Source organism: Gemmatimonadaceae bacterium, from assembly GCA_035533015.1.
Lineage (GTDB): Bacteria > Gemmatimonadota > Gemmatimonadetes > Gemmatimonadales > Gemmatimonadaceae > JAGWRI01.
Genome location: DATLUQ010000003.1, coordinates 1 through 23,277, shown reverse-complemented (window position 1 = coordinate 23,277; position 23,277 = coordinate 1). Strand labels below are relative to the sequence as shown.

Sequence of the window (23,277 nt, the reverse complement as noted above, 5' to 3'; positions counted from 1 at the left end):
TCTCGACGGTTGCGGCCACGATGCCGAAGATGAGGTACGGCTTGAAGCCGCGTTCTTTCGAGCGCCGGTGCATCCTTAAAGATATATTGGCAGCGTGATTACGCTTTCCATCCCCCGAAAGGCGCTGTTCAGCTTTGCCACCGCGGCGCTGATCCTCGCGGTGATCGGCGGTGAGTCGTACCGCGGGCTGCGCGCGTCGGCCGAGGCATCTGTGCGGGTGCGCCGTACCTACGACGCCATCCAGATGCTGGGGGTGCTGGAGGGTGACGTCCTGGACGCCGAGTCGGCGGTGCGAGGGCTGCTACTCACCGACCGCCCGGCGTTTCGCGGCCCGTATGACGATGCCGCGCAGCGCGTGCGCGGCGACTTGGCGGGACTGCGCCGCTTTGAGCCCGACGACCCGGCGCAGGGCGCGCGCGCCGACATCCTCGCCGATTCCGTGGGGCAGAAGATGGCCCTTATGGGGCGCGTCCTCGCGTTGTACGACAGCAGCCGCGCCGCGGTGGGCCGCGACACCGTGGCCGACGACGCCAGCGTACTGCTCTCGACCTCCATCCGCCAGCAGATCTCGCGCATGACGCGCGCCGAGCGCGCGCTACTCGACCGCCGCCTCCGGGAGGAGCGCGCCGAGGAACAGTTGGCCACGACGGTCCTCCTGTTCGGCTTCATCGTCGCCTGTGCGGTGGCCGCCCTGGCCGTGATCACGATTGGCCGCGACATCCGCGAGCGAGAGCGGTTGGATGCCGAACTCGTGCAGGCCCTGGAGCAGGCCCACGCGGCCAGCGCCGCGAAGAGCGAGTTCCTCGCCCGTATGAGCCACGAACTGCGGACGCCGCTCAATTCGGTGATCGGATTCTCCAACGTCTTGCTCAAGCCCGGTCCGGGCGCCATCGACGAAACCGCCCGCTCCTACGTGGAGCGCATCCGCGCCAACGGCACGCATCTGCTCGAGATCATCAACGACATCCTCGACCTCTCCAAAGTGGAGTCCGGTCGCATGGACGTGGTGCTCCAGACGATCGATGTGGCACGACTGCTCGACGAGACCGTGGCCCAGTTCTCGCCTCGCGGAACCGAGTCGCCGCTGGTCGAAGTCGAACGGCCCGACGAGATCGAGCCTCTGCGCACCGACCCCGACAAACTGCGCCAGGTGCTCCTCAACTTGATCGCCAACGCCGTGAAGTTCACGCAGGGTGGGCGGGTCGTGGTGCGGGCCATCACCGACCACCCCGCGGGCGCGCTGCAGCGGCTCGACGTGATCGACAACGGCGTCGGCATCGCCCCCGACCGCGTGGGCCGGATCTTCGAGGCGTTCGAACAGGCCGACAGTTCCGTCCAGCGCCGGTTCGGCGGCACCGGCCTCGGGCTCGCCATCGCCAGGTCGATGTGTGAGCGGTTGGGGTACCGCTTGGGCGTGGTGAGTGAGGAGGAAGTGGGCTCGACGTTCAGCATCTACGTCACCCCTGGCGCCCCGGTGGTTGCGCGGCACGTGGCGCCGGGACCGTCGCGTGGGGCTGGGCCGGGGGCGGGGGGTGGGAGAGGAATACGCCAGCCCGTGCCGCGTCGCCTCACGCCCTCGACGCACGCCGACGCGCCTCTCGTGCTCATCATCGACGACAGCGAAGACTCGCGCGTGCTGCTTTCGCAGATTGCCGAGGAATCGGGAAGCCGAGTGCTCACCGCGGCATCGGGTGAGGCGGGGATCTCGACGGCCCTCGACCGCCGTCCGGACCTGATCGTACTCGACCTGCTCATGCCCGAGATGGACGGGTCCGATACGCTGCAGCGCCTGAAGGCGCATCCCTCGATCGCGCAGACACCAGTGATCGTGGTGAGCGTGGTGGCGTCGGAGTACCAAGGCCGCCTGGCCGGTGCGGTGGACGTGTTCAACAAGCCCATCGCGCGCGATACGTTGGCCGAAGCGATCGATCGCGCGCTCAACGCGCGTCCGGCGCGCGTGCTCGTGGTGGAGGATTCCGACGATTCCCACCGCTTGATCGAAGCCCACCTGGCGGGCTTTCCCGGCCTCGAGGTCGAATCGGCCCCGACGGCCGTCGACGCGCTCGCCAAGCTCCAGTCGTTCCACGCCGATCTCATTCTGCTCGATGTCGTACTACCGGGCGTTGACGGGCTGGAATTCCTGCGGCGCATTCGGCGCACCGAACGCTACCGCGAGACGCCGGTGGTGGTGATCACCGCCAAGTCGCTCTCCGACGCCGAGCAGAAGGTGCTCCAGCGCGACACGGTCACCGTGCTCGCCAAGGGCCCGGCCCTCGGGGGCGACTTGGCGCGCGTGTTGCGCGGCGTGCTGCGCCAGATCCGTGCGCGCCGGGCCGACTGACATGCGACGTCTGGCCTGCGCCGTGCTCGCAGTCGCGCTGGCGGCATGCAGCTCCGCCGATACCAGCCGGCTCCCCACGGTGCCCACGCTCGACGAGACGGGCGCCGACGGCTTTGCTTCGGTGAGCGCCGGGCTCGACCACACCTGCGCCCTCACCGTGGCGGGCCGCGCGTATTGCTGGGGATCGGACGCGCACGATCAACTCGGACACCCGCCATCCGCGACCTGCGACACCACGGCAGGCGGCGCCTGCTCGCTCTCCGCCGAGCCCGTAGCGACCTCGCTCACGTTTCGCTCGATCAGCGCGGGCGCGGAGCATACCTGCGCCATCGCCGCCGACTCCACCGCCTATTGCTGGGGAAACAACGCTTCGGGGGCGGTGGGCGTGGCGGCCGCGGACGCGCCCGTGCCTGAGCCGGTGCTTGGCGGGCTCACCTTCAAATCGATCTCGGCGGGATTCTCCCACACCTGTGCCATCGGCACCAACGGCATCGCGTACTGCTGGGGCGACAACGACCGCGGCCAGCTCGGCACGGGGGACATCGTTCCGCGCTCCGCGCCCACCCCCGTCGCTGCGGGCGCGCAATTCGTCCAGATCTCGGCCGGCGAGGCGCGTACCTGCGGCGTGACGGTGGCCAACACCGTTCTCTGCTGGGGCAACATCTGGCTGTATCGCAGCCAGGGACTCGAGTATGCGCGCGCGCAACTCCTGCCCGAAGCGGTGCCGGGCGCTCCCGCGCTGCAGGCGCTCAGCGTGGGCTCGTTCACGACGTGCGGCGTGAGCGATCAGGCGGCGTACTGCTGGGAGGCCAACCCGCACGGCGAAATGGGTGATGGGACCACCGAGGGCAGCGTCACTCCCGTCCCCGTGAGCGGCGGCCTGCAGTTCACGGAAGTGTCCGCCGGCATCATCCAGACCTGCGCGGTGACCGCCAGCCACGACGCGTACTGCTGGGGCAATGATTCGTTCGGCCAACTCGGCGTTTCGCCGAGCGCGCTGTCGGCGCGGTGCGGAACGCAATCGCTCCCTTGCGCCGAAGTGCCGGTGCAGGTCATCGGATGGCGGCAGTTCACGAGCGTGAGCACGGGGCTCGGCAACCACGCGTGCGGGGTCACGACCGACACCAACATCTATTGTTGGGGGCTGGCGCAGTCTGGCCAGTTGGGCTACGGGGCCCTGATCGGTGCCACCTCGCAACCGCTCCGCGTAGCTATCGCGTTGCGCTGACGCGAGTTATGCGTCTGTAACGTGGATCACTCAATCGGCGCCGTTGCAACAACTATTATATAACGGTCATGATCGGCGCCGAGGCGGTTGTCGGCACGCGACTGACCAATGGTCTTTCGGCCAGAATCGAAGCCGATTCTGGGCATGGGGAGTCACTCTCGAATGCATTGGCTTGAAGGCGCGGTAGCGCGGGCAGGGCTGGCAGGGGCATCGTCCCTCTCGATTCCCGGAGACGTGGAGAATATCGAGGCGTGGGACATCGCGTCGCGTACCCTGGGTCTGTCGCCTACCGACCTGGCCTCGCGCATCGCGTCGCAGTTCGGGCTGCGAGTGGCCGAATTCGAGCGCACCGATCCTGGCGCGCTGGCGCTGCTGCCCGAGCGGCTCGCGCGTCGGTACCACGTCTTCCCGCTGCGCGAGAACGAGCGTCACATCTACGTGGCGACGGCCGACCCGAGCGACATCGAAGTCGAACATGCCATCGGGTTCGCCTCCGGGCGCCGCCCGATCTTCGAACTCGCGCCGCCGACCCTGATCGAAGACGCGCTGCTCTCCGGCTACTCGGCCGACCGCATGGTGGAGAATCTCCTCACCACGGTCGACTCCCAGATCGCCGACGCCGTGAAGGTGGTCGACGAGTTGGAACCGGAGGCGGTGGATCTGACCGAGGTCGAGACCGGCCCCGTCGTCAAACTCACCAACCTGATCCTGCGCGACGCCGTGATGCACGGCGTGAGCGACGTGCACATCGAGCCCGGCCCCAAGGGGGGCAGCGTGCGGTTCCGCATCGACGGCGTGATGCGCCAGCACATGCACCTGCCGATGGCGGCGCTCAACCGGGTCGTGTCGCGGATCAAGGTGCTGGGGCGCATGGACATCGCCAACCGCCTCGTGGCCCAGGACGGCCGCGCCAAGGTGTCGATCGAGGGCCGCAATTACGATTTGCGTATCTCCACGGTGCCGACGCGCGACGCCGAGAAGGCGGTGATTCGCGTGCTGCGTCCGGAGAACGCGCGCCGCCTCGAAGAGGTGGGCATCACGCCCCGCGAGTTGGCGCGGCTGCGGCAGTTGCTGGCTTGTCGCGACGGCATCGTGATCGTCACGGGCCCCACTGGCTCGGGGAAGACGACCACGCTGTACTCGGCGATCAAGGAGATCGCGACCGGCCACGTGAACATCATGACGGTCGAGGACCCGATCGAGTACGAGCTGCCCGGCATCACGCAGATCCAGGTGGAGACCAAGCGCGGGGTGACGTTCGCCAGCTCGCTGCGGGCCATCCTGCGCCAGGACCCCGACGTGATCTTCGTGGGTGAGATCCGCGATCTCGAAACGGCCGAAGTGGCGGCCCAGGCGGCCCTGACGGGCCACCTCGTGCTCGCCACGCTGCACACCAACGACTCGATGAGCGCCGTCGCGCGCCTGGCCGATCTGGGTCTCGACCGCCAGACCATCGCCACCTGTCTACGCGGCTGTCTGGCGCAGCGCCTCGTGCGGCGGGTGTGTCCCGATTGCGCGCAGCCGCTGCTCGGCTCCCTGACCGAAGAGGAGGAGCGGCTCTCGGCACAGTTCGGCGTGCTCCCGCTGTCGCGGGCCGCCGGGTGCAAGCGGTGCGGGAACACCGGCTATCGGGGCCGTCTGCCGCTCATCGAAGTCGCCATCGTCGCGCCGAGCATCGCCGATATGATCGCCGCCGGCGCCACGGCGCAGCAACTCCAGCGCGCGGCGATTGCCGCCGGGATGGCGCCGCTGCGCGACGTGGCCGTTGCCCGGGTGCGACGCGGCGAGACGACACTTCAGGAGATCGAGCGCGTGCTCGGCGACCAACTCGACGACGAGATAGCCGTCACCGGTACAGCGGGCATCCTGATCCTCAATCCGGATCCGGCGTGGCGGCGCATGGCGCGCGCCTTGCTCGAGGGCGGCGGCTTCCGCGTGTCGGAGGCCCCCGACGCCGACTCGGCAGCCCAACTCATGCACGAGGGCGTGGAGTTCTCGTTCCTGGTGAGCGAGGCGTCGATGCTCCAATTGGCGATGCCGCGGCGCCAGGAACTGCTCCCCTCGGCCAGCGGCCAGGGCGCGCCCCCGATCGATGCCGTTGCCGATCTGCCACTGGGGGGCACGACGAGCGGAAACGGCATCACGTCGCACGACCTCGGCGCACCGGTCGATTGGGGGCGTTTTGCCGGCGTGGTGCAGAACGCCGTACGCCGACCGATGTGAGTCGCGTCCATACCCTCCATGGTCCCCACGTTTGATCCCGACGCGATTGCCCGGATACGCAAATTCGGCGGTGACCCGCTGCTCCACGAGATGATCGATCTGCTGCTCGCCGGCGCCCCGCCGCGGCTCGAAACGGTGCGGGCGGCGATCGCGCAGGGCGACGCCTCCACCGCGCGGGGCGCGCTGCACTCGCTCAAGTCGTCGTCGGGTCAGATGGGGGCAGTGGCGCTGCAGGCCGTGTGCGAGCGCGGGGAACGGCTTGCCGCGGAGGGCGACGTCGCGGCCGTGGCCGCGATGCTGCCCGACCTCAGCGACGCATTCGAGGCGGCCGCGCGGTGGCTGCGCGACGCCCGCAACGGAGGCACGTGATGGCGCGACTCGCCGTGGTCGAGGACAACCCCGACAACCGGTTGCTGCTCCAGGCCATCCTGATGGGAACGTTCGAGGTCGTGGAGTTCGACAACGGCCCCGACGCATTGGCCGCGTTCGCGGTGGCGCGTCCCGACCTCGTGCTCCTCGATATCTCATTGCCCGTGATGGACGGGCTGGAGATCCTGGCGCGCATCCGGGCCGACCGGACGCTGGCCAGCCTGCCGGTGATCGCGCTCACCGCCCACGCCATGGCAGGTGATCGCGAGAAGTACCTCGCCGCGGGATTCGACGACTACGTCACCAAGCCGATCGTCGACGAGCACATTCTGTTCAAGGCGATCGCGAGACTGCTGGCGGCGGGCGGCTGAGAACTGGCCGAGCGAAATCAGCAGCCAACGCCACTCGGCCTCAGGCCTCCCGTTCGAGCCGTCAGCTTTCCCTGAGCGCCGCCATTGGCGTAGACGCAAACACCTCGCGACTGGTCAGCATTCCGATCGCCACGGCCAGCACCGTCATGCCGAGGCTCACCAGCAGCGCGGGCCAGACCGCCGGGTGAAAGGGCGTCTGGAATATGAAGTGCATGAGCGCCCACGCCCCGCCCACCGAGAGCAGCACGCCGGCCAGGCTGCCGAGCGCGCCGAGCAGGGCGTACTCGGCCAGCATGATGCGGCCGATCTGGCGCCGGGTGGCGCCCAGGGTCTTGAACAGCACGCCCTCCCGCAGCCGCTCGCGGCGCGTGGCCGCGACGGCGCTGAACAGCACGGGCACGCCGAGCAGTAAGCTGACCAGCGCCATGAACCGGATGGCCGTGGTCACCCGGTCGAGCACGTCGGCCACCGTGCGCTGCACGAGCGAGAGATCGAGGCTCGAGACGTTGGGGTACTTGAGCACCACGTCGCGCTGCATGATCGCCACGTCGCGGGGCGTGGGGCCGTAAGCCAGGAACACGAACTGCTTGGGTGCGTGCAGCAGGGCCTTGGGTTGGAACACCACGAAGAAGTTGGGCTGGAATCGGGCCCACGCCACCTCGCGCAGGCTGGTCACGCGGGTGCGCACCTGCACGCCCTGCACGTTCCAGGTGATGGTATCGCCCACCACCACGCCCAACTCGTCGGCCAGCCTGGCGTCGAGCGACACCTGTGGCATCGTGTCCTTCACGGCGTCGAACCACGTGCCCGCCACCAGCTTCTCGGTGGGGTCGAGTGAATCACGATACGTGGACCGGTATTCGCGCTGCAGCGCCCACCGCGGACGCCGTCGCGGGCCGCCGTTGCCAACCCCGCCACGTCCGCCCCGCCCGCCGAACAGGCCGCCGCGCCCCCCCTGTCCGCCCGCCGCCTGCGAGTCGGCGGTCGCCGGCAGCGTGGGGCGCGCGGGCAGGGTGTCGGCCAGCAACTGGTCGGGTGTCTCGCCATTGATCGACGCGATGCGCATCGTCACGATCGGCACTTTCTGCTCGATGGTGTAGTGGCCGGCCTGGATGATCGAGTCCACGCCCGGCGCTTCGTCGCCCTGGACGTCGAAGAACACGACGTTGGCCCGCACCTGGTCGATGCGCAGGTTCAGTTGGCCCAGCAGGTTCTTCTGCGCCTGGTACAGCGTGCTCACGAGGAACACGCCGAAGCCCAGGGAGAGCACCACCGACCGCGTCTGGTTGCCGGGCCGGTACAGGCTGGCCACCCCGTGACGGAGCACGAACGGCCAACGCGGGCGCACCACTCGGCGCGCCACCGCGGTGACCAGCGCCGCCACCACCCACAGCGTCCCCACGGCGACCAGGATGGCGACGCTGAACCCGATCCCGTCGCGCAGCCGCTCGGCACGCTCGAGCGCGATCGCGAATACGCTGGCCACGATGGCGAACGAGACGACATAGGTCGCGCTGTCGTGCCGCGCGCGGCGCATCACCGCGTCGTCGGCATCGCGGCGCAAGGCCTGCAGCGGCGACACCCCGCGCAGCGCGAGCAGTGGCCGCAGCGCGAACACCAGCGCCACCCATACGCCGATCGCCAACCCGCTGAGCAGCGCCGCCGGCGCCAGCTGCACATTCACGCTCACCGGCAGGAAGTCGCCGATCACGTGCGGCATGGCGAACTGGAGCGCCACGCCCAGCACGACGCCGCCCGCGGCCCCCACCAGCCCCATCGCGGCCGCCTGCAACACGTAAATCACCAGCACCTGCGAACTCGTCGCTCCCAAACAGCGCAGAATGGCCACCGTGTCGATCTTGCGCATCACGAAGGCGTGTACCCCGCTCGCCACGCCGATGCCGCCGAGCAGCAGCGCCACCAGGCCCACCACGCTGAGAAAATTGCGCAGTTGGTCGATGTCGTTGCTCAGGTTGTACTCGTTCTCGGCCGCCGTGTGCACGCGCACGCGGTTCCTGGAAAGCACGCGTGCGGTGCGCCCCTCGAACTCCTCTGGCGTCACGTTGGCCGGCAGCTTGACCAGCGCTTCGTAGTCCGCGCGGCTGCCGAACACCAGCAATCCGGTCTCGCCGAGGTACCTGGCGGGGATGTAGATACGCGGCCCGATGGCCGCCGTCACCGCAATCTCTCCGGGCACGCTGGTCAGCGTGCCGGTGATCAGAAATCGGGTCGTTCCGAGCGACAGGGAGTCGCCGATCTTGGCGTTGAGCGCCACGAGCAGCGACGCGTCCACGATGGCGTGTGGTCCGTCCTGCAGCGTGCTCCAGGCCGACACCGGGTCGGTCTCGATCTGGCCGTAGAACGGATATCCAGGGGTCACGGCACGTACCTGCGAAAGGCGCGTGAGCCCGGTGCGCACCACGAGCGCCATCGACGCGAAGCTCGTCTGGCGCGCCACGGCCGTGCCGTGGGTGCTCAGCGAATCGAACAGCGTGTTCACGGGCGCCGGGAACGCGGCGTTGCTGGTGAGCGACAGGTCGCCGCCGAGCAGCGCCCGCGACTGGTCGTGCACCGACTGCGTGACGTTCTCGGCGAACGAGTCGATCGCCACCAGCGCCGCCACGCCCAGCGTGATCGACGACATGTACAGCAGCAGCCGCCGGCGGGCCGTGCGGCTCTCGCGCCACGCGACGGCGGCGAGTCGCGAGAACGATGCGCTCACGCCGCGCCCGTGGCCGGCGTCCCGGCGTCCTGCACGACCACGCCGTCGCTCAGGCGAATGATCCGGCTGGCCCGGGCCGCGAGAGCCGCGTCGTGCGTCACGAGCACGATCGTCGCCCCCGACTCGCGGTTCAACTGTTCCAACAGCTCCACGATGCGCTGCCCGGTGTCGCTGTCCAGATTGCCCGTGGGCTCGTCGGCGAACAGGATGCGCGGCTCGTTGGAAAAAGCCCGCGCGATCGCCACCCGCTGCTGCTCGCCCCCCGAAAGTTCGGTGGGAAAGTGGTCCAGTCGATCACCCAGCCCTACCCGCGCCAGCAGTTCGCGGGCCCGCTCCGCGGCGCCTGCATCGCCGCGCAGTTCGAGCGGAACCTGTACATTCTCGATAGCGGTGAGCGTGGGAATCAATTGAAAGCTCTGGAACACGAAGCCAACTTTCTCCCCACGCAGCCGCGCGCGCTGGTCTTCGTCCATCGCGCCCAGGTCGGCGTCGTCGAGCAGCACCGTCCCGCGCGACGGCGTGTCGAGCCCGGCGAGCAGGCCGAGCAGCGTCGTCTTGCCGCTGCCCGACGGGCCGACGACGGCTACGAACGTACCCTGCGGGATCGAGAACGAGACGTCGCGCAACACGGTGAGCAGACGCTCACCGACACGGTATTCCTTGGTGAGTTGGCGGGCAACGAGCATGCGATTGCGTTGGTTGGCGTGGAGATTGGGCGGACTCGCGGCGCTGGCGGCCTGCAATAGCGGAGCCGGCCGCGGCGAACCCGCGCAAACGAAGGATAGCAGCAGGACCGGACTCGCGGCGGTGGCCACGGACACGGCCGCCCGCGCGCGCGCGCGCGATCGGCACACCGTGTTGTTCGTGGGCACCAGCCTCACGGCGGGCCTCGGTCTCGAGCCCGACAGCGCTTACCCCGAACTCATCCAGCGCAAGATCGATTCGGCGGGCCTGCCATTTCGCGCCATCAACGCCGGCGTGAGCGGTGAGACGTCGGCTGGGGCGCTGCGGCGCATGGACTGGCTGCTCCGCCAGCCGTTCGACGTCATGGTGCTGGAGACTGGAGCGAACGATGGCCTGCGCGGCACCCCGGTCTCCGAGACGCGCGCGAACATCCAGGCGATCATCGACACCGTGCGCCGGGTGCGTCCGCAGGCGCGGATCGTGCTCGTGCAGATGGAAGCGCTTCCCAATCTCGGCCAGCGCTACACGCGAGCATTCCACGAGACGTATCCACTGCTCGCACAGCGCAACGGGCTGGTTCTGCTCCCGTTCCTGCTCGACAGCGTGGCCGGGCATCCGGCGCTCGTGCAGGGCGACGGCCTGCACCCCAACGACGCCGGCGAGCAGATCGTGGCCCGGAACGTGTGGCGAGGGCTGGAACCGGTGTTGCGGGAGATGGCAGCGCGGTGAGCCGACGCAAGCGGCGCTCATCCGGTGGGTTGTCCGGAGCCGCTCCCTCACCGAGACGTGTCGCGTTCGCTGTCCGTCCGGTGACGTGGTGGGTGGTGGGGCTGATCCTGCTCACCACCCTCGTGGCCTATTCGTCCGACCTCAACGGCCCGTTCGTGCTCGACGACACGGCCGCGATCCAGGACAACCCCACCATCCGCACCCTCTGGCCGCCCGCGGGCACGATGGCGCTGCCCACCAAGGGCTCGGCGGTCGCCGGGCGGCCGGTGGTGAGCTACACGCTCGCCCTGAACTACGCGGTGAACCGCTGGCTGGGTGTGGACCAACGCGCCGATCCCGACGGCCCGCACAAGACGGTGGGCTATCACGTCGTGAACGTGATGCTCCATCTGCTCTGCGGACTGCTCCTGTTCGGCGTGGTGCGACGCACCACGGGGTCCGGCGCGTTCGACGACCGGTGGCGAGCTTCGGCCGACGGAATTGCCGGCGCGGTGGCTGCCGTCTGGCTGCTGCTGCCCATCCAGACCGAGGCGGTCGACTACGTCATTCAACGTACCGAGCTGATCGTTTCTCTCTGCTATCTGGGAACGCTATACGCGTCCATCCGCGCCTGGGACGCGAGCAGCTGGCGGCGAACGGCTGGGTGGTACACCGTGGGCGTCGCCGTCTGCCTCCTGGGCATGGGCAGCAAAGAAGTCATGTTCACGGCGCCGCTGGCCGTGGTGCTCTACGACCGCGCGTTCCGACGCGGCTCGTTCCGACAACTGGTGGCGGTGCGCGGACGCCTGTGGTTCTACGTGCTGCTGGCCGCCACCACGGCCTGGCTGCTGAGCTTCGTCGTGCGGGGCGCGCGGGCCACGACCGTGGGGTTCGGCTACGAGATCACCTGGTACCGGTACCTGTACAGCCAGGCGTGGGCGATCGCCCACTATCTGCGGCTCACGTTCTGGCCCGTCGGGCTGACGCTCGACTACGGCGCATTGCCCGTGACCGGGTGGCGCGGCATCCCTGGGATGGTACTGCTGGCGGTGCTGGGCATCGGGTCGCTGGCGGCCTGGCGGCGCGCGCCATGGTTGGGATTCCTCGGGGCGTGGTTCTTTCTGCTGCTCGCGCCGTCGTCGAGTATCGTACCGATCACCACGGAGATCGCCGCGGAGCGGCGCATCTATCTGGCGCTGGCGGCTGTGGTCGTGGCGTTGGTGATCGGCGCCGAGGCGCTGCGCAGGCGCGTGGCGGCGGGGTGGAATCCGCGGCCGGTGGTCGTTGCGCTGGCGGCGCTGCTGGCCATGGGTACGTACGCGCGCGGCCGCACGTATGCCGACGCGGAGCAACTCTGGCACGACACGGTACGGAAGGTGCCGCAGAACCCCCGTGCCTGGGACAACTACGGCGCGGCGGTCCTGCGAGAGAATCCGCGAAGGCTGGCCGATGCCGAGGCCCAGTTCCGGCAGGCCATCGCGCTCGATTCCAGCTACGTCCCGGCCTGGACCAATCTGGCGTCGGTGGAGATCAGTCGCGACCGATTGCCCGACGCACAGCACGATCTGGAACGGGCGCTCGCCTTGGACGCGGGATACGCCCATGCCGTGGCGATGATGGGGAGCGTGCTCGAGGCGCGAGGTGACCCGGTGGCCGCCATTCCGTACCTGGAGCGCGTGGCGCAGAATACGCCGGCGGTTCAGGATCTGGCATCGCTCGGCGCGGCGTACATGGACACCGGTCGGCCGCGGGATGCCGAATCCGTGCTGCGGCGTGCGGCGGCCATGGATCCCACACGGGCCGACGTCATGCGTTCGCTCGGCGGCGCGTTGCTCGACCAGAACCGCCCGGGTGACGCGCTGCCGGTGCTCGAGACGGCTACTCGACTGGACGCCGGGTCCGGGTTCGGATTCGGATTGCTCGCGCTCGCGTACATCCAGAGCGGGCGTTCCGATGACGCTGAACGGGCGGCCGGTACCGCGGCGAGCATGGCGGGAGACGATGCGGCCGCGCTGGTCTTTGCGGGCCGCGCCATGCTGCTGGCGCGGCGTCCGGCCGAGGCGGCGCGGGACTTTGCTCGGGCCATGGCCCTGGTACCCGACGACCCGGAGGTGATCACGCGGTACGGGATCGCGGAAGCCGCGCAGGGCAAGCTCGACGAGGCGGGGCGCCTATTCCGCCGCGCCCTCCAGGTGCAGCCGGGGTATCCGCCGGCGGTGAGCGCGCTGGAGAAGCTGGCTCGCGAGCGGTAGCGCAGCCGCCGGGGATCGCGGCCCCGGGGCCGCCACGGCGCGGGGGCCTCACGGGCGAGGTTGACCCGGTCCTGGCGACCAACGTAAATTAAAAGGCTGTCTAGGTTTAACTCCGGATTCTTCGCACCTTCTCAAGGATATTTCTCATGGCGATCCCCGCCACTCAAATTCGACGCGGCATGGTCCTCGTGTTCGAAGGCGAGCCGTGCCGGGTGGTGGAGTTCCGCCACCACACGCCGGGCAACCTTCGCGCCATGGTGCAGGCCAAGCTCAAGAACCTGCGCACTGGGTCGGGCTTCGAGCATCGCTTTCGCGCGGCCGATTCGATCGAGCCGGCGTCCATGGAAACGCACGAGTTGGAGTTCATGTATCAGGGTGGCGACCGCTACCATTTCATGAACACCGAGAACTACGACCAGCTCGAGATGGACGACGAGGCGTTGGGCGACGCCGCGCCCTGGATGCAGCCGGGCATGAAGATCGTGGCCGAGTATTACGACGGCCGTCCGGTGGCCATCAAGCTGCCGAACTCGCTCGTGCTGGAGGTGGTGGAGACGTCGCCGGTGATGAAGACCGCCACCAAGACGTCGTCGCCCAAGCCGGCCAAGCTCGAGAACGGCGTGACCATCAACGTGCCCGAATTCGTGGGCACGGGCGACAAGGTGAAGGTCAATCCGGCGACGGGCGAGTACCAGGAACGCGCGAAGTAAAGAGGGAGCGCGGCGCAGTTGATACGGTGTCGCGCCGCGGTTAAAATGGAAGTCTGCCGTACCGCACCGTGGTGCGACCGGACGCGCGAGCGTCCACTATGGTGGCTGTAGCTCAATTGGTTAGAGCACCGGACTGTGGCTCCGGGGGTTGCGGGTTCAATTCCCGTCAGTCACCCTAACGGCAGCTCACGGCAATCCGCTGAGAGTTGTCGGTTGCAGTTGGTGTGGAAGGGTGGGGACCGACAGCTGATGGCGGATCGCTCGCAGCTGCGATGTAGGTCGGTAGCTCAACTGGTAGAGCACTGGTCTCCAAAACCAGCGGTTGGGGGTTCAAGTCCCTCCCGGCCTGTTCGATGATTGAGAGGACGACGGGAGACGGAGGGGGTCGCAGGTCCTGGAAGGGCGGGCGGCTTCCAGCAAGAGAACCGTCAGGGCCTGGTGGCCGTGGCGGCGCGCCTTGGCGGTATCGTCTAGGGGACTAGGACGGAGCCCTCTCAAGGCTCAAACACGGGTTCGAATCCCGTTACCGCTATGTTGGGACGAGAGGCCCGTTCGTCTATCGGTCAGGACGGCACCCTTTCACGGTGCAGAGAGGGGTTCGATTCCCCTACGGGCTATCGGACTACCGATACCACGGTAGGACGGGAGGGCGGTGGGACAGTAGGACGGTGAACAGTCGGATCGTTTGCAGGTGCAGGTAGCTCTCAGCTGTCAGCTCACGGCTCTGAGCGTGTCGGTGTGTGTTGTCGTGTTTGGGGGCCGTAGCTCAGTTTGGTTAGAGCACTCGACTGTCACTCGAGAGGTCGCGGGTTCGAGCCCCGTCGGCCCCGTAGTTGTTTGCCCTGGTGGTGAAATTGGTAGACACGCCATCTTGAGGGGGTGGTGCCGCAAGGCGTCGCGGTTCGAGTCCGCGCCAGGGCATGTTCGGCGATCGCCTGGCGGTCGCTTCGCCAGCGTAGCTCAGTGGTAGAGCACCCGATTCGTAATCGGGCGGTCGTCGGTTCAATCCCGACCGCTGGCTCTGGAGAGAACTCATATAGAGCCGAACGCCCCGCGCCGATCAGGCGCGGGGCGTTCCTTTTTCCGTCCGACGGCGGGGACGGCAACGACGCGCTAGTAGCCGGTGCGCCTGTTGTGCCCGCCCCCGTCCTTCTTGCCCCTCGTGCCGACCTTCGTGGTGAGCCGCGCGAGGTCGCCGAACACGGTCAGGCGCGGCGGCGCATACGCGTGCGGCGCTTCGCGCGTCGCGATGTTCGCGTCGGCTCCGGGGGGCCGATGCGTGGGCGATGGAAGCAGAGGGTTCGGGCGATTCATAGTTGATAGATATCGGAGTCCATATCCGGCGTCCATGTACTCGAGGCCGAAACTCGCGTGTGCTCCCATGCGATTCGGGACAATCTGACCGGCGGCAAGGCGCTCCGCCGCCCGCCCAGCGACCGGAACGCCGGGCGACCGGCCCGACCCTGCATTCCCCGACGCTCCGGGCACCGTTGCCCGACAGACATTGCCGGACAGAACCGGCACGGTGCAGCGTATGGGCACGGGACTCTTCCACGCGCGCGGTCTCACCAAGACCTATCACATGGGCGACGTCGACGTCCATGCGCTGACCGGCGTGGACCTCGACCTGGTGGAAGGCGAGGTCGTGGTGATCCTCGGCCCCTCCGGCAGCGGCAAGTCCACGCTGCTCAACATCCTCGGTGGGCTGGACGCGCCCAGCGGCGGCGAGGTGAACTTCCGCGACCACCAGCTGGTGGGCGCCGGCGATGCCGCGCTCACGCGATACCGCCGCGAACACGTGGGGTTCGTATTCCAGTTCTATAATCTCCTGCCCAGTCTCACGGCGCGTGAGAACGTGGAACTGGTCACCGAGATCGCGGAGCGGCCCATGCCGGCGGTCGAGGCGCTGCGCCTGGTGGGGCTGGCCGAGCGCCTGGACCACTTCCCGTCGCAGATGTCGGGGGGCGAGCAGCAGCGGGTGGCGATCGCGCGGGCCATCGCCAAGCGGCCCGATGTGCTGCTCTGCGACGAGCCCACCGGCGCGCTCGACGCCGAGACGGGCATCGTCGTGCTCCAGGCGCTGGCGCGCGCCAACCGCGAGTTGGGCACCACGCTCGTGATCATCACCCACAACGCGACCATCGCCCAGATGGCCGACCGCGTGCTGCGCATGCGCAACGGGCGCATCGCCTCCATCGAGGCGAACCCGGCCCGGCGCGACCCCGCCGAGCTGGAGTGGTGAGGCATGCGGATGCTCAACCGGAAGCTGGCGCGCGACGTGATGGGGCTGGCCGGTCCGCTGCTCGCGGTGGCGATGGTCGCGGTATCGGGGATCGCGCTGTTCGTGACGCTGCGCAGCATGCGCGGGTTCCTGGCCGATTCGCAGGCCAACTACTACCGCGACTATCACTTCGCCGATGTGTTCGTGCTGGTCAAGCGCGCCCCGGCGTCGGTGGCGCGGCGCATCGCGGAGATCCCCGGCGTTCGCGTGGTGGAGCCGAGGATCATCTTCGAGGCGGTGCTCGACGTACCGGGGCTGGCCGAGCCGGCCGTCGGGCGGTTCGTGTCGATCCCGGCATCGGGCCAGCCGCTGCTCAACGTGCCGCACGTGCGCGTGGGGCGCATGCCGGCGGCGGGCGCGCCGCGTGAGGTGCTGATCAGCGAGGCATTCGCGCAGGCCAACCGACTCGTGCCCGGCGATTCGCTGGGCGCCGTGCTCAACGGCCGGTGGGAGCGCGTGCACGTGGTGGGGATCGCGATCTCGCCGGAGTACATCTACGAGATGCAGGGCGGGGAACTCTTTCCCGACAACCGGCTGTTCGGGGTGATCTGGACGCCGCGGGCGCTGCTCGCCTCGGCCACGGGCCTCGAGACCGGGTTCAACGCGATGGCGCTGCAGCTCGCGCCCGACGCCTCGGAGCCGGACGTGATCGACGCCGTGGACCGGGTGCTGGAGCCCTACGGCGCGCTGGGCGCCTACGGCCGGTCGGAGCACGTATCGCACAAGTTCCTCACGGACGAGATCGAGCAGAACAACGTGGGCGCGGTGATCATGCCGGCCATCCTGCTCGGCGTCACGGCGTTTCTGCTCAACGTCGTGCTGTCGCGGCTCGTGGCCACGCAGCGCGGGCAGATCGCGCTGCTCAAGGCGTTCGGGTATACCAACCGCGAGATCGCCGCGCACTACCTGTTGCTCGCGCTCACGCCGGTGGGCGCCGGCGCCGTGGTTGGCGTGCCGCTCGGGTTCCGGCTGGCGGAGGCCACGGCGGGGATCTACGCGCGGTACTATCGCTTTCCGGTGGCCACGGTCCGCCCCGACTGGGGGGTGGCGCTGGCGGCGTGCCTGATCGCGGCCGGTGCGGCCGTGGCGGGGGCGGCGATCGCCGTGCGTTCGGCAGTGCGACTCCCGCCCGCCGAAGGAATGCGGCCGCCCGCGCCGGCGTGGTTCGAGGCCGGGCTGCTCGAGACGCTGGGCGTGCAGCGGTGGCTCGCGCCGTCGGCGCGGATCGTCGCGCGCAATACGGCGCGCCGGCCGCTGCGGGCCGTGGCGGCCGTCACTGGCATCGCGCTCGCATTCGCGATGCTCGTGGTCTCGCGGTTCTCGTTCAGCGCCATCGACCGGATCAAGGACGTGCAGTTCCAGTACGTGCAGCGTGAGGACATCAGCGTCACCTTCCGTGAGGCGGCTCCACGCACGGCCATCGACGCCCTCGGGAGACTGCCGGGCGTGCTGGCCGTCGAGCCGCTCCGGATAGTGCCCGTGGCGCTGCGCCATGGCACGGTGGAGCGGCGCACGGCGCTGATCGCGTTGCCGGCGGGCGCGGAGCTGCGGCAGATCGTGGATCAGGACATGCGCGTGCACCATGTGCCGTCCAGCGGCGTGCTGCTCACCACCAAGCTGGCCGAGGTGCTGCACGTGGCGCCCGGCGATTCGCTGACCGTGGAGCTGCGCGAGGGCACGCGCCGCACGGTGCGCGTGGCGGTATCCGCGGTGGCCAACGAGATGCTCGGCGCCAGCGCGTACGCCGATCTGGAGTTCGCGGCCCGGCTCACCGGCGAGCGTCGGGCGATCTCCGGCGCCCTGCTCGCGGTGGATCCGCGCCGCGAGGGCGAGTTGTATCTCACCCTCAAGGAGCAGCCGGCGCTGGTGGGCATCGGCATCCGGTCGGCCGCGCTGGCAGGATTCGAGCGCACGGTGGCCGATTCGTTCCAGCTGACGCTCGGCATCGCGGTGATCTTCGCCGTGATCATCGCGTTCGGGGTGGTTTACAACGGCGCCCGGGTCTCGCTGTCGGAGCGGTCGCGCGAGCTGGCCAGCCTGCGCGTGCTCGGCTTCTCCAAGCGCGAGGTGACGATGATGGTGTTCGGGGAGCAGATCCTGCTCACCGTGGCCGGGATGGCGGTGGGCGTGGGGGTGGGCTATGCGCTGTGCGCGTTGGTATCGTCCGTGGGCAACACGGAGCTGTTCCGGATTCCGCTGGTGGTCAGTTGGACGGCGTACGGGTTCGCGGCGGCGGTGATTGCCGGCGCGTTCGGCGCGTCGGGGTTGGCCATGCGGCAGCGCATTCGCGCGCTCGACATCGTGGAATGTCTCAAGACGGGTGAGTGAGTCATGACCAGGAAGACGCGGAAGATCGTGATCGGCGCGGCGGCGGTGGCGGCGGTGGCGCTCGTTGGCCTCTGGCTCGCGCGGCCGGCGGCGGTGACGGCCGATCTGGCGGTGGTCACGCGGGGGCTACTGCGCGTGACGCTCGACGAGGACGGCCAGACGCGCGCGTTGCACCACGTGACCGTGTCGGCGCCCGTGTCGGGTCGGCTGCTTGCCGTGCGGCTCGAGGCGGGTGACTCGGTAGCGCGCGGCGACCCCCTGCTCACGATGGTGGCGGCGCCGCTCGATCCGCGGTCGCGCGACCAGGCCGAGGCGGCGTTGCGGGCGGCCGACGCCGGAGTATCGCAGGCGCGGTCTGGGCTGGCGGTGGCGCAGCTTGCGATGGACGAGGCGCAGCGGGCGCTCGCACGGGCAGAGGAACTGCACCGGTCGGGCGCCGTGTCGGACCGCGATCTCGAGAGCGCGGAGCGGTTGCGCGACACACGAGTACGGGGGCTGGAGATGGCGCGCGACGAAGTGGCCGCGGCGGAAGCGCAGCGCACGAGCGCGCGGGCGGGGGTGGAGGGCGCGAGCGCGGCGTCCGCGCCGGAGGGCTCCCGCGTGGTGGTGCGCTCGCCGGTGGCGGGGCGCGTGCTGCGCGTATTCGAGGAGCACGATCGGCTGGTGCCGGCGGGCACCGCGTTGATGGATGTGGGCGATCCGCGCGATCTGGAAGTGGTGGTGGACGTGCTGTCATCAGATGCGCAGGGCGTGCGGGTGGGGGCGCCGATGTTCGTGCACGTGGGAGAGGGCGTGGCGCCGGTGACGGCGACCGTCACGCGCATCGAACCCGCGGCATTCACCAAGCTGTCGCCGCTCGGTGTGCAGGAGCAGCGGGTGAATGTGCATGGCGCGTTCGCGTCGGCGCCGGCGGCGCTGGGGGATGCGTATCAGGTGAGCGTGTCGATCGTGCTGTGGCAGGGCGCCGACGTGCTGCGCGTGCCCGGCAGTGCGCTCGTGGCCGCCGATGGCGGGTGGCGCGTGTTTCGCGTGCGCGGCGGCCGGGCGGAGTCGGTGGCAGTGGTGGTGGGCCACCGGGGGATGAGCGCCGTGGAGGTGGTGTCGGGGCTCGCGGCGGGCGACACGGTGGTGGCGCGGCCGAATGATCTGGTGCGGGATGGGGTGCGGGTGAAGGGCATGGAGCGTGGCGGCGGGGCATGAAGCCGCTCGGGGGGCGGCTTGTTTAGGGTGTTTTTGGCCGGTATACTTGAGGACCATCTGCGGGCGTAATTCAGTTGGTAGAATGCCAGCTTCCCAAGCTGGACGTCGCCGGTTCGAGTCCGGTCGCCCGCTCTGAAGCAAGTTGTTGGTACCACACGCCTTGCCGCTCCGTGGAGCGGCGGGCGTGTTGTGTTTTCGGTGGGGCCGGTCTTGACGAGGTAGCGCCGGGAGGCGATCCCGGGTCCGGAGCCCGATATGGGGGAAGGGGCAATGCCGGACAGACAGCCGGGGATTCCCCGAGTCACCGCGACGGTCCATACGCGACCTTGGATGCGACCGGCCTGGCCGAAGCCGGGATGGGTCATGGCGAGCACCGGCGACCGCGGCCACCCGAAGGGCAGGGAGCGGAAGTGCGCATCCGAGTATTGATATTGGCCGCCGCGATGCTGCTGCCGCCCCGCGTTGGCCGAGCACAGGCCGCGGTGACGCTCGCGCCCAACGCGCGCATCCGGTTTGCGCTGCCGCCTGGGACGCAAACCGTCGTGGCGAACGTACTCGGTCAGCGGGGGGACAGCCTCTGGGTTCGTCCCGCCCACGTTGCCGACACAGTGGCCTTCGCGCTGCCGAATCTGGTCCGGCTCGACGTGAGTCGCGGGTCGGAGAACCACATGCTGGCGTTCGCCGTGGTCGGCTTCATCTGCGGATCGCTGGACGGTCGCGGCGACCTGCCCGGGGACGGCCATCTGATCTTCGGCGCGGTCGGCGCCGCGGTAGGAGTTGTGGCCGGATGGGTCACCCGCCGCGAGCGATGGGCGCAGGTGTGGCCCTCTCCTTGAACCGCTCGAGGACCGGCGGTCTGGCGCCGCCGCGCACACGCTAGCAAGTTGGGTCGAACCGCGCCCGTCCCGCCTCAGCCCACCCCGACCATCGGCCGCATGCAACCCAAAGAACTCACCCTCCGCGGGCTCGTCCTCGGTGCGCTCATCACCACGGTGTTCACCGCGGCCAACATCTACCTCGGGCTCAAGGTGGGCCTCACGTTCGCGTCGTCCATCCCGGCCGCGGTCATCTCGATGGCGCTGCTCAGCGCCGTGAAAGACTCATCGATCCTCGAGAACAACATCGTGCAGACCGTTGCCTCGGCGGCCGGCACGCTGTCGGCGATCATCTTCGTGCTGCCGGGCCTCGTCATCATCGGATGGTGGACGGGGTTCCCGTACTGGCAGTCGTTCTTCGTCTGCTTGAGCGGCGGCGTGCTCGGCGTGTTGTTCACCATCCCCCTGCGGCGCGCGCTCGTCACCAACTCGGATCTGCCGTATCCCGAGGGAGTGGCGGCGGCCGAAGTGCTGCGGGTGGGCTCCGGCACGCGCGGCGAGACGAAGGATGAGACGGGGGAAGCGCGAGAAGGGCTCGTGGCCGTGGTCCTCGGTTCCGCCACGTCGGCGGGCCTGGCCATCCTCACGGCGACGCGCATCGCCGCCGGGGGGCTCACGGGCTTCTTCCCGATCGGGGCGACGGCGGCGAGCGGGTACGACGTCGCGTGGTCGCTGGCGCTCGTGGGCGCGGGTCATCTGGTGGGGTTGTCGGTGGGCATGGCGATGCTCGCGGGACTCGTCATCGCGTGGGGGATCGCGGTGCCGATTCTCACGTCGATGAATCCCACGCCCGCCGGCGTGACGCTGGCCGCGCACACCGCTTCCATCTGGGGCACGCAGGTGCGCTTCATCGGCGCCGGCGCCATCGGCGTGGCCGCGGTCTACACGCTCGCCACGCTGGCCAAGCCGGTGCTGGGCGGTCTGGTGAGCACGCTGGCCGCATCGCGCGCCGAGGGGGTAGCGGACGATCGCGACCGCGATCTGTCGCCGTCGTGGATCATCGGGCTTGCTGTGGGATGCGCGCTCATCGCCGGCGGGTTGGCCTACAGCTTCGCGCGCTCCACGGTGTTGGCCCCCGATGCGGGAATGCTCACGGCGATCGCCGTGCCGTTCGTCGTGATCGTCGGGTTTCTCATCGCCGGCATCTGCGGCTACATGGCGGGGCTCATCGGCGCGTCGAACAGCCCGATTTCCGGCGTCGGCATTCTGTCGATCGTGGTCTGTGCATCCGTGCTCGTCATGGCCGTGCGGCCGACGGGGGCGTCGGCTCCCGCGCTCGTCGCGTTCTCACTGTTCGTCACGGCGATCGTATTCGCCTGCGCGACGATCTCCAACGACAACCTGCAGGACCTCAAGACGGGCCAACTCGTGGGGGCGTCGCCGCGGCGGCAGCAGATCGCGCTCATCGTGGGCGTGGCGGCCGGCGCGGCGGTGATTCCGTGGGTGCTGAATCTTCTCGCCAAGGCCTACGGGTTCGCGGGTGCGCCGAACGTGGGCGTGGTGGCGCTCAACCCGCTGCCGGCGCCGCAGGCGACGCTCATCTCGGCGCTCGCCAAGGGCGTGATTGGCGGCAATCTCGACTGGAAGATGATCGGCGTCGGCGGGCTTATCGGCGTCGGTCTCATACTCGGGGACGCGGCGCTCGGCGCGATGCACAAGCTGCGCATCCCGCCGCTCGCTGTCGGCATCGGGATCTATCTCCCCATGTCGGCCACGTTCGCCGTGGTCGTGGGCGCGCTGGTGTCGCATTGGTACGACCGGCGTGTTCATACGTTGCGTGATCCGGACCGCGCCGAGCGCCTGGGCACGCTGGTGGCGTCGGGGCTGATCGTGGGGGAGAGTGTGTGGGGCGTGATCAACGCCGGGTTGATCGTCGCGTTCTCCAAGGAGGCGCCCATCGGGCTGGTGCCGGAGAGCTTCGCGCCCGCCCCGTGGCTGGGTGTGCTGTGCTTCGTGGCGCTGCTCGTCTTCCTTTACGGATGGATGGTGCGTCGATCGGAGGCGATGCAGGGTCCGGTGCGGTAGGGCCACGCCGCGCTCTGCGCGATTCCACAATCCATCGCTCGCCAGTAACCCCACTTCCATGATCAACCGTCGTCGCTTCGTGCAGTGGGCCGCCGCCGCGGCCGTGCTTCCGCGTCGTATGCTGGGGGGTTCCGCGGCATCGCCGTTGCGGCTCGCCGCCGCGCGTCCGGATGCCTCCGCGGCGGCGGAGGCCACGCGTTCGCCGGGCTACTCGCCGGGACGCATCCCCAACGAGTACGCGCTGCTGCTGGCCGGCGAGGCCGAGGCGCTGACCAAGGCGCCGGCGGCGCGCGGGTTTCGCGCCGACGCCGTCCTCGCAGCGATGCCCACCGGCCCAACTCGCTGGATGAAGGTGGGTGAGGAGATCGGAGGCTGGCGCCTGGTGGCCGTGATCGGCGACCTCGACGGCGCGCCGACGGCGGTGTTCGAGAAGCACGTGTCGCATCGCGGCGCGATCGTCTACGTCACGGCGCGCGGCGAGATCGCGCGGATTCCCAAGGGCATCGGCGATCTGGCGAACATCCGCCCGCGTCCGATCAATGCGACGCCGGCTGGCCGGTTCGAGCGGCAGGCGTCGTACCCGGCGCAACCGGACAAGCCGGGCGAGTATGTCCTCGGCTCCGACGAGGACCCCTGCTACGAGAATGTGGCCGCGTTGGGCGAGGAGCTGATCGGGTGGACGCTCGTGGCCAACGAGGAGTCGGGGCCCGAGCGCTCGCTGTGGCTCGAGGCCGACGGGAGGTCGCGCCAGTTCGGCACGAACCCGCAGTCGCTGTGGGCGCCCGATCTCACCGGCCGCCTGTTCGATCCGCGGCGCTTTCTCCCGTCGGAGTACCTGTATGAATACGTGCCCGGCTACAGCAAGCGCACGTTGCTTGGCGGGTACCTGGCGGCGGCGGACATCGGCGTGTGGAATCCCAAGTTCAAGGTAGGCTACGAAGTGATGGCGCTGCTCCCGCC

At 69.3% G+C, this 23,277-nt stretch carries 17 protein-coding genes and 8 tRNA genes; 22 read left to right on the top strand and 3 right to left on the bottom strand.

Annotated features, from left to right (window positions below; all coding sequences use genetic code 11):
* Nucleotides 1–94: 94 nt before the first annotated feature.
* The 5 genes from VNF92_00705 to VNF92_00685 all read left to right on the top strand — a co-directional run bounded on the left by VNF92_00705 (nt 95) and on the right by VNF92_00685 (nt 6,532).
* Nucleotides 95–2,341, top strand: coding sequence for a response regulator (locus VNF92_00705; protein ID HVA56380.1), 2,247 nt, complete (start codon nt 95–97; stop codon nt 2,339–2,341).
* 1 nt (nt 2,342) lies between these two features.
* Nucleotides 2,343–3,569, top strand: a complete 1,227-nt coding sequence (locus VNF92_00700; GenBank protein ID HVA56379.1) for a hypothetical protein — start codon at nt 2,343–2,345, stop codon at nt 3,567–3,569.
* 162 nt (nt 3,570–3,731) lie between these two features.
* The gene (locus tag VNF92_00695) at nt 3,732–5,792 is read left to right on the top strand and encodes an ATPase, T2SS/T4P/T4SS family (GenBank protein ID HVA56378.1); all 2,061 of its coding nucleotides are present in this window, start codon (nt 3,732–3,734) and stop codon (nt 5,790–5,792) included.
* Between the two features lie 18 nt (nt 5,793–5,810).
* Complete coding sequence (locus VNF92_00690; protein HVA56377.1) at nt 5,811–6,161, top strand: Hpt domain-containing protein; 351 nt, start codon at nt 5,811–5,813, stop codon at nt 6,159–6,161.
* A complete protein-coding gene (locus VNF92_00685) occupies nt 6,161–6,532 on the top strand; it encodes a response regulator (GenBank protein HVA56376.1) in 372 nt (123 codons plus the stop codon). Before VNF92_00690 ends, VNF92_00685 begins: the two co-directional genes overlap by 1 nt.
* 61 nt (nt 6,533–6,593) lie before the next feature.
* Here the strand turns inward: VNF92_00685 and VNF92_00680 are convergent, their stop codons facing one another.
* Nucleotides 6,594–9,254: an FtsX-like permease family protein gene (locus VNF92_00680; protein HVA56375.1), complete on the bottom strand. Its 2,661-nt coding sequence runs from the start codon at nt 9,252–9,254 to the stop codon at nt 6,594–6,596.
* Nucleotides 9,251–9,940, bottom strand: a complete 690-nt coding sequence (locus tag VNF92_00675) for an ABC transporter ATP-binding protein (protein ID HVA56374.1) — start codon at nt 9,938–9,940, stop codon at nt 9,251–9,253. Before VNF92_00675 ends, VNF92_00680 begins: the two co-directional genes overlap by 4 nt.
* A 121-nt stretch (nt 9,941–10,061) precedes the next feature.
* Between VNF92_00675 and VNF92_00670 the strand changes: the two genes are divergently transcribed.
* The 10 genes from VNF92_00670 (at nt 10,062) to VNF92_00625 (ending at nt 14,629) form a co-directional block, all read left to right on the top strand.
* Entirely contained in the window at nt 10,062–10,667 is a 606-nt protein-coding gene (locus VNF92_00670; GenBank protein ID HVA56373.1) for an arylesterase, read from the top strand.
* 80 nt (nt 10,668–10,747) lie between these two features.
* Nucleotides 10,748–12,898 (top strand): tetratricopeptide repeat protein, encoded by a 2,151-nt coding sequence (locus tag VNF92_00665; protein HVA56372.1) that lies wholly within the window; start codon nt 10,748–10,750, stop codon nt 12,896–12,898.
* Nucleotides 12,899–13,044: 146 nt separating this feature from the next.
* The gene (gene efp, locus VNF92_00660; GenBank protein HVA56371.1) at nt 13,045–13,608 is read left to right on the top strand and encodes an elongation factor P; all 564 of its coding nucleotides are present in this window, start codon (nt 13,045–13,047) and stop codon (nt 13,606–13,608) included.
* 101 nt (nt 13,609–13,709) lie between these two features.
* Nucleotides 13,710–13,783 (top strand) — tRNA-His (locus tag VNF92_00655).
* A gap of 101 nt (nt 13,784–13,884) precedes the next feature.
* Nucleotides 13,885–13,957, top strand: a tRNA-Trp gene (locus VNF92_00650).
* A 110-nt stretch (nt 13,958–14,067) separates the two neighbouring features.
* A tRNA-Glu gene (locus VNF92_00645) sits at nt 14,068–14,140 on the top strand.
* Nucleotides 14,141–14,153: 13 nt separating this feature from the next.
* Nucleotides 14,154–14,225 (top strand) — tRNA-Glu (locus VNF92_00640).
* Nucleotides 14,226–14,363: 138 nt separating this feature from the next.
* A tRNA-Asp gene (locus VNF92_00635) sits at nt 14,364–14,438 on the top strand.
* A 9-nt stretch (nt 14,439–14,447) separates the two neighbouring features.
* Nucleotides 14,448–14,529 (top strand) — tRNA-Leu (locus VNF92_00630).
* 28 nt (nt 14,530–14,557) lie between these two features.
* Nucleotides 14,558–14,629, top strand: a tRNA-Thr gene (locus tag VNF92_00625).
* A gap of 92 nt (nt 14,630–14,721) precedes the next feature.
* Here the strand turns inward: VNF92_00625 and VNF92_00620 are convergent.
* Entirely contained in the window at nt 14,722–14,922 is a 201-nt protein-coding gene (locus tag VNF92_00620; GenBank protein ID HVA56370.1) for a hypothetical protein, read from the bottom strand.
* Between the two features lie 190 nt (nt 14,923–15,112).
* On the opposite strand from VNF92_00620, the gene VNF92_00615 reads away from it, so the two are divergent.
* The 7 genes from VNF92_00615 to VNF92_00585 form a co-directional block, all read left to right on the top strand.
* The gene (locus VNF92_00615; GenBank protein ID HVA56369.1) at nt 15,113–15,850 is read left to right on the top strand and encodes an ABC transporter ATP-binding protein; all 738 of its coding nucleotides are present in this window, start codon (nt 15,113–15,115) and stop codon (nt 15,848–15,850) included.
* A 3-nt stretch (nt 15,851–15,853) separates the two neighbouring features.
* On the top strand, nt 15,854–18,217 hold the full coding sequence (locus VNF92_00610) for an FtsX-like permease family protein (GenBank protein HVA56368.1): 2,364 nt from the start codon (nt 15,854–15,856) through the stop codon (nt 18,215–18,217).
* Between the two features lie 3 nt (nt 18,218–18,220).
* Entirely contained in the window at nt 18,221–19,417 is a 1,197-nt protein-coding gene (locus VNF92_00605; protein ID HVA56367.1) for an HlyD family efflux transporter periplasmic adaptor subunit, read from the top strand.
* A gap of 59 nt (nt 19,418–19,476) precedes the next feature.
* Nucleotides 19,477–19,549: transfer RNA gene (locus VNF92_00600), tRNA-Gly, on the top strand.
* A gap of 278 nt (nt 19,550–19,827) precedes the next feature.
* Nucleotides 19,828–20,253, top strand: a complete 426-nt coding sequence (locus VNF92_00595) for a hypothetical protein (GenBank protein ID HVA56366.1) — start codon at nt 19,828–19,830, stop codon at nt 20,251–20,253.
* Between the two features lie 99 nt (nt 20,254–20,352).
* Nucleotides 20,353–22,317, top strand: coding sequence for an oligopeptide transporter, OPT family (locus VNF92_00590; protein HVA56365.1), 1,965 nt, complete (start codon nt 20,353–20,355; stop codon nt 22,315–22,317).
* Nucleotides 22,318–22,375: 58 nt separating this feature from the next.
* The coding region (locus tag VNF92_00585) for a hypothetical protein (GenBank protein ID HVA56364.1) at nt 22,376–23,277 on the top strand (902 nt) is incomplete at its 3' end.

Bases quoted from the DNA above. Each gene is read 5' to 3' on its own strand.
- VNF92_00700 (HVA56379.1), top strand. From the start codon at position 2,343: ATGCGACGTCTGGCCTGCGCCGTGCTCGCAGTCGCGCTGGCGGCATGC.
- VNF92_00695 (HVA56378.1), top strand. From the start codon at position 3,732: ATGCATTGGCTTGAAGGCGCGGTAGCGCGGGCAGGGCTGGCAGGGGCA.
- VNF92_00690 (HVA56377.1), top strand. From the start codon at position 5,811: ATGGTCCCCACGTTTGATCCCGACGCGATTGCCCGGATACGCAAATTC.
- VNF92_00685 (HVA56376.1), top strand. From the start codon at position 6,161: ATGGCGCGACTCGCCGTGGTCGAGGACAACCCCGACAACCGGTTGCTG.
- VNF92_00675 (HVA56374.1), bottom strand. From the start codon at position 9,940: ATGCTCGTTGCCCGCCAACTCACCAAGGAATACCGTGTCGGTGAGCGT.
- efp (HVA56371.1), top strand. From the start codon at position 13,045: ATGGCGATCCCCGCCACTCAAATTCGACGCGGCATGGTCCTCGTGTTC.
- VNF92_00620 (HVA56370.1), bottom strand. From the start codon at position 14,922: ATGAATCGCCCGAACCCTCTGCTTCCATCGCCCACGCATCGGCCCCCC.
- VNF92_00610 (HVA56368.1), top strand. From the start codon at position 15,854: ATGCGGATGCTCAACCGGAAGCTGGCGCGCGACGTGATGGGGCTGGCC.
- VNF92_00605 (HVA56367.1), top strand. From the start codon at position 18,221: ATGACCAGGAAGACGCGGAAGATCGTGATCGGCGCGGCGGCGGTGGCG.
- VNF92_00590 (HVA56365.1), top strand. From the start codon at position 20,353: ATGCAACCCAAAGAACTCACCCTCCGCGGGCTCGTCCTCGGTGCGCTC.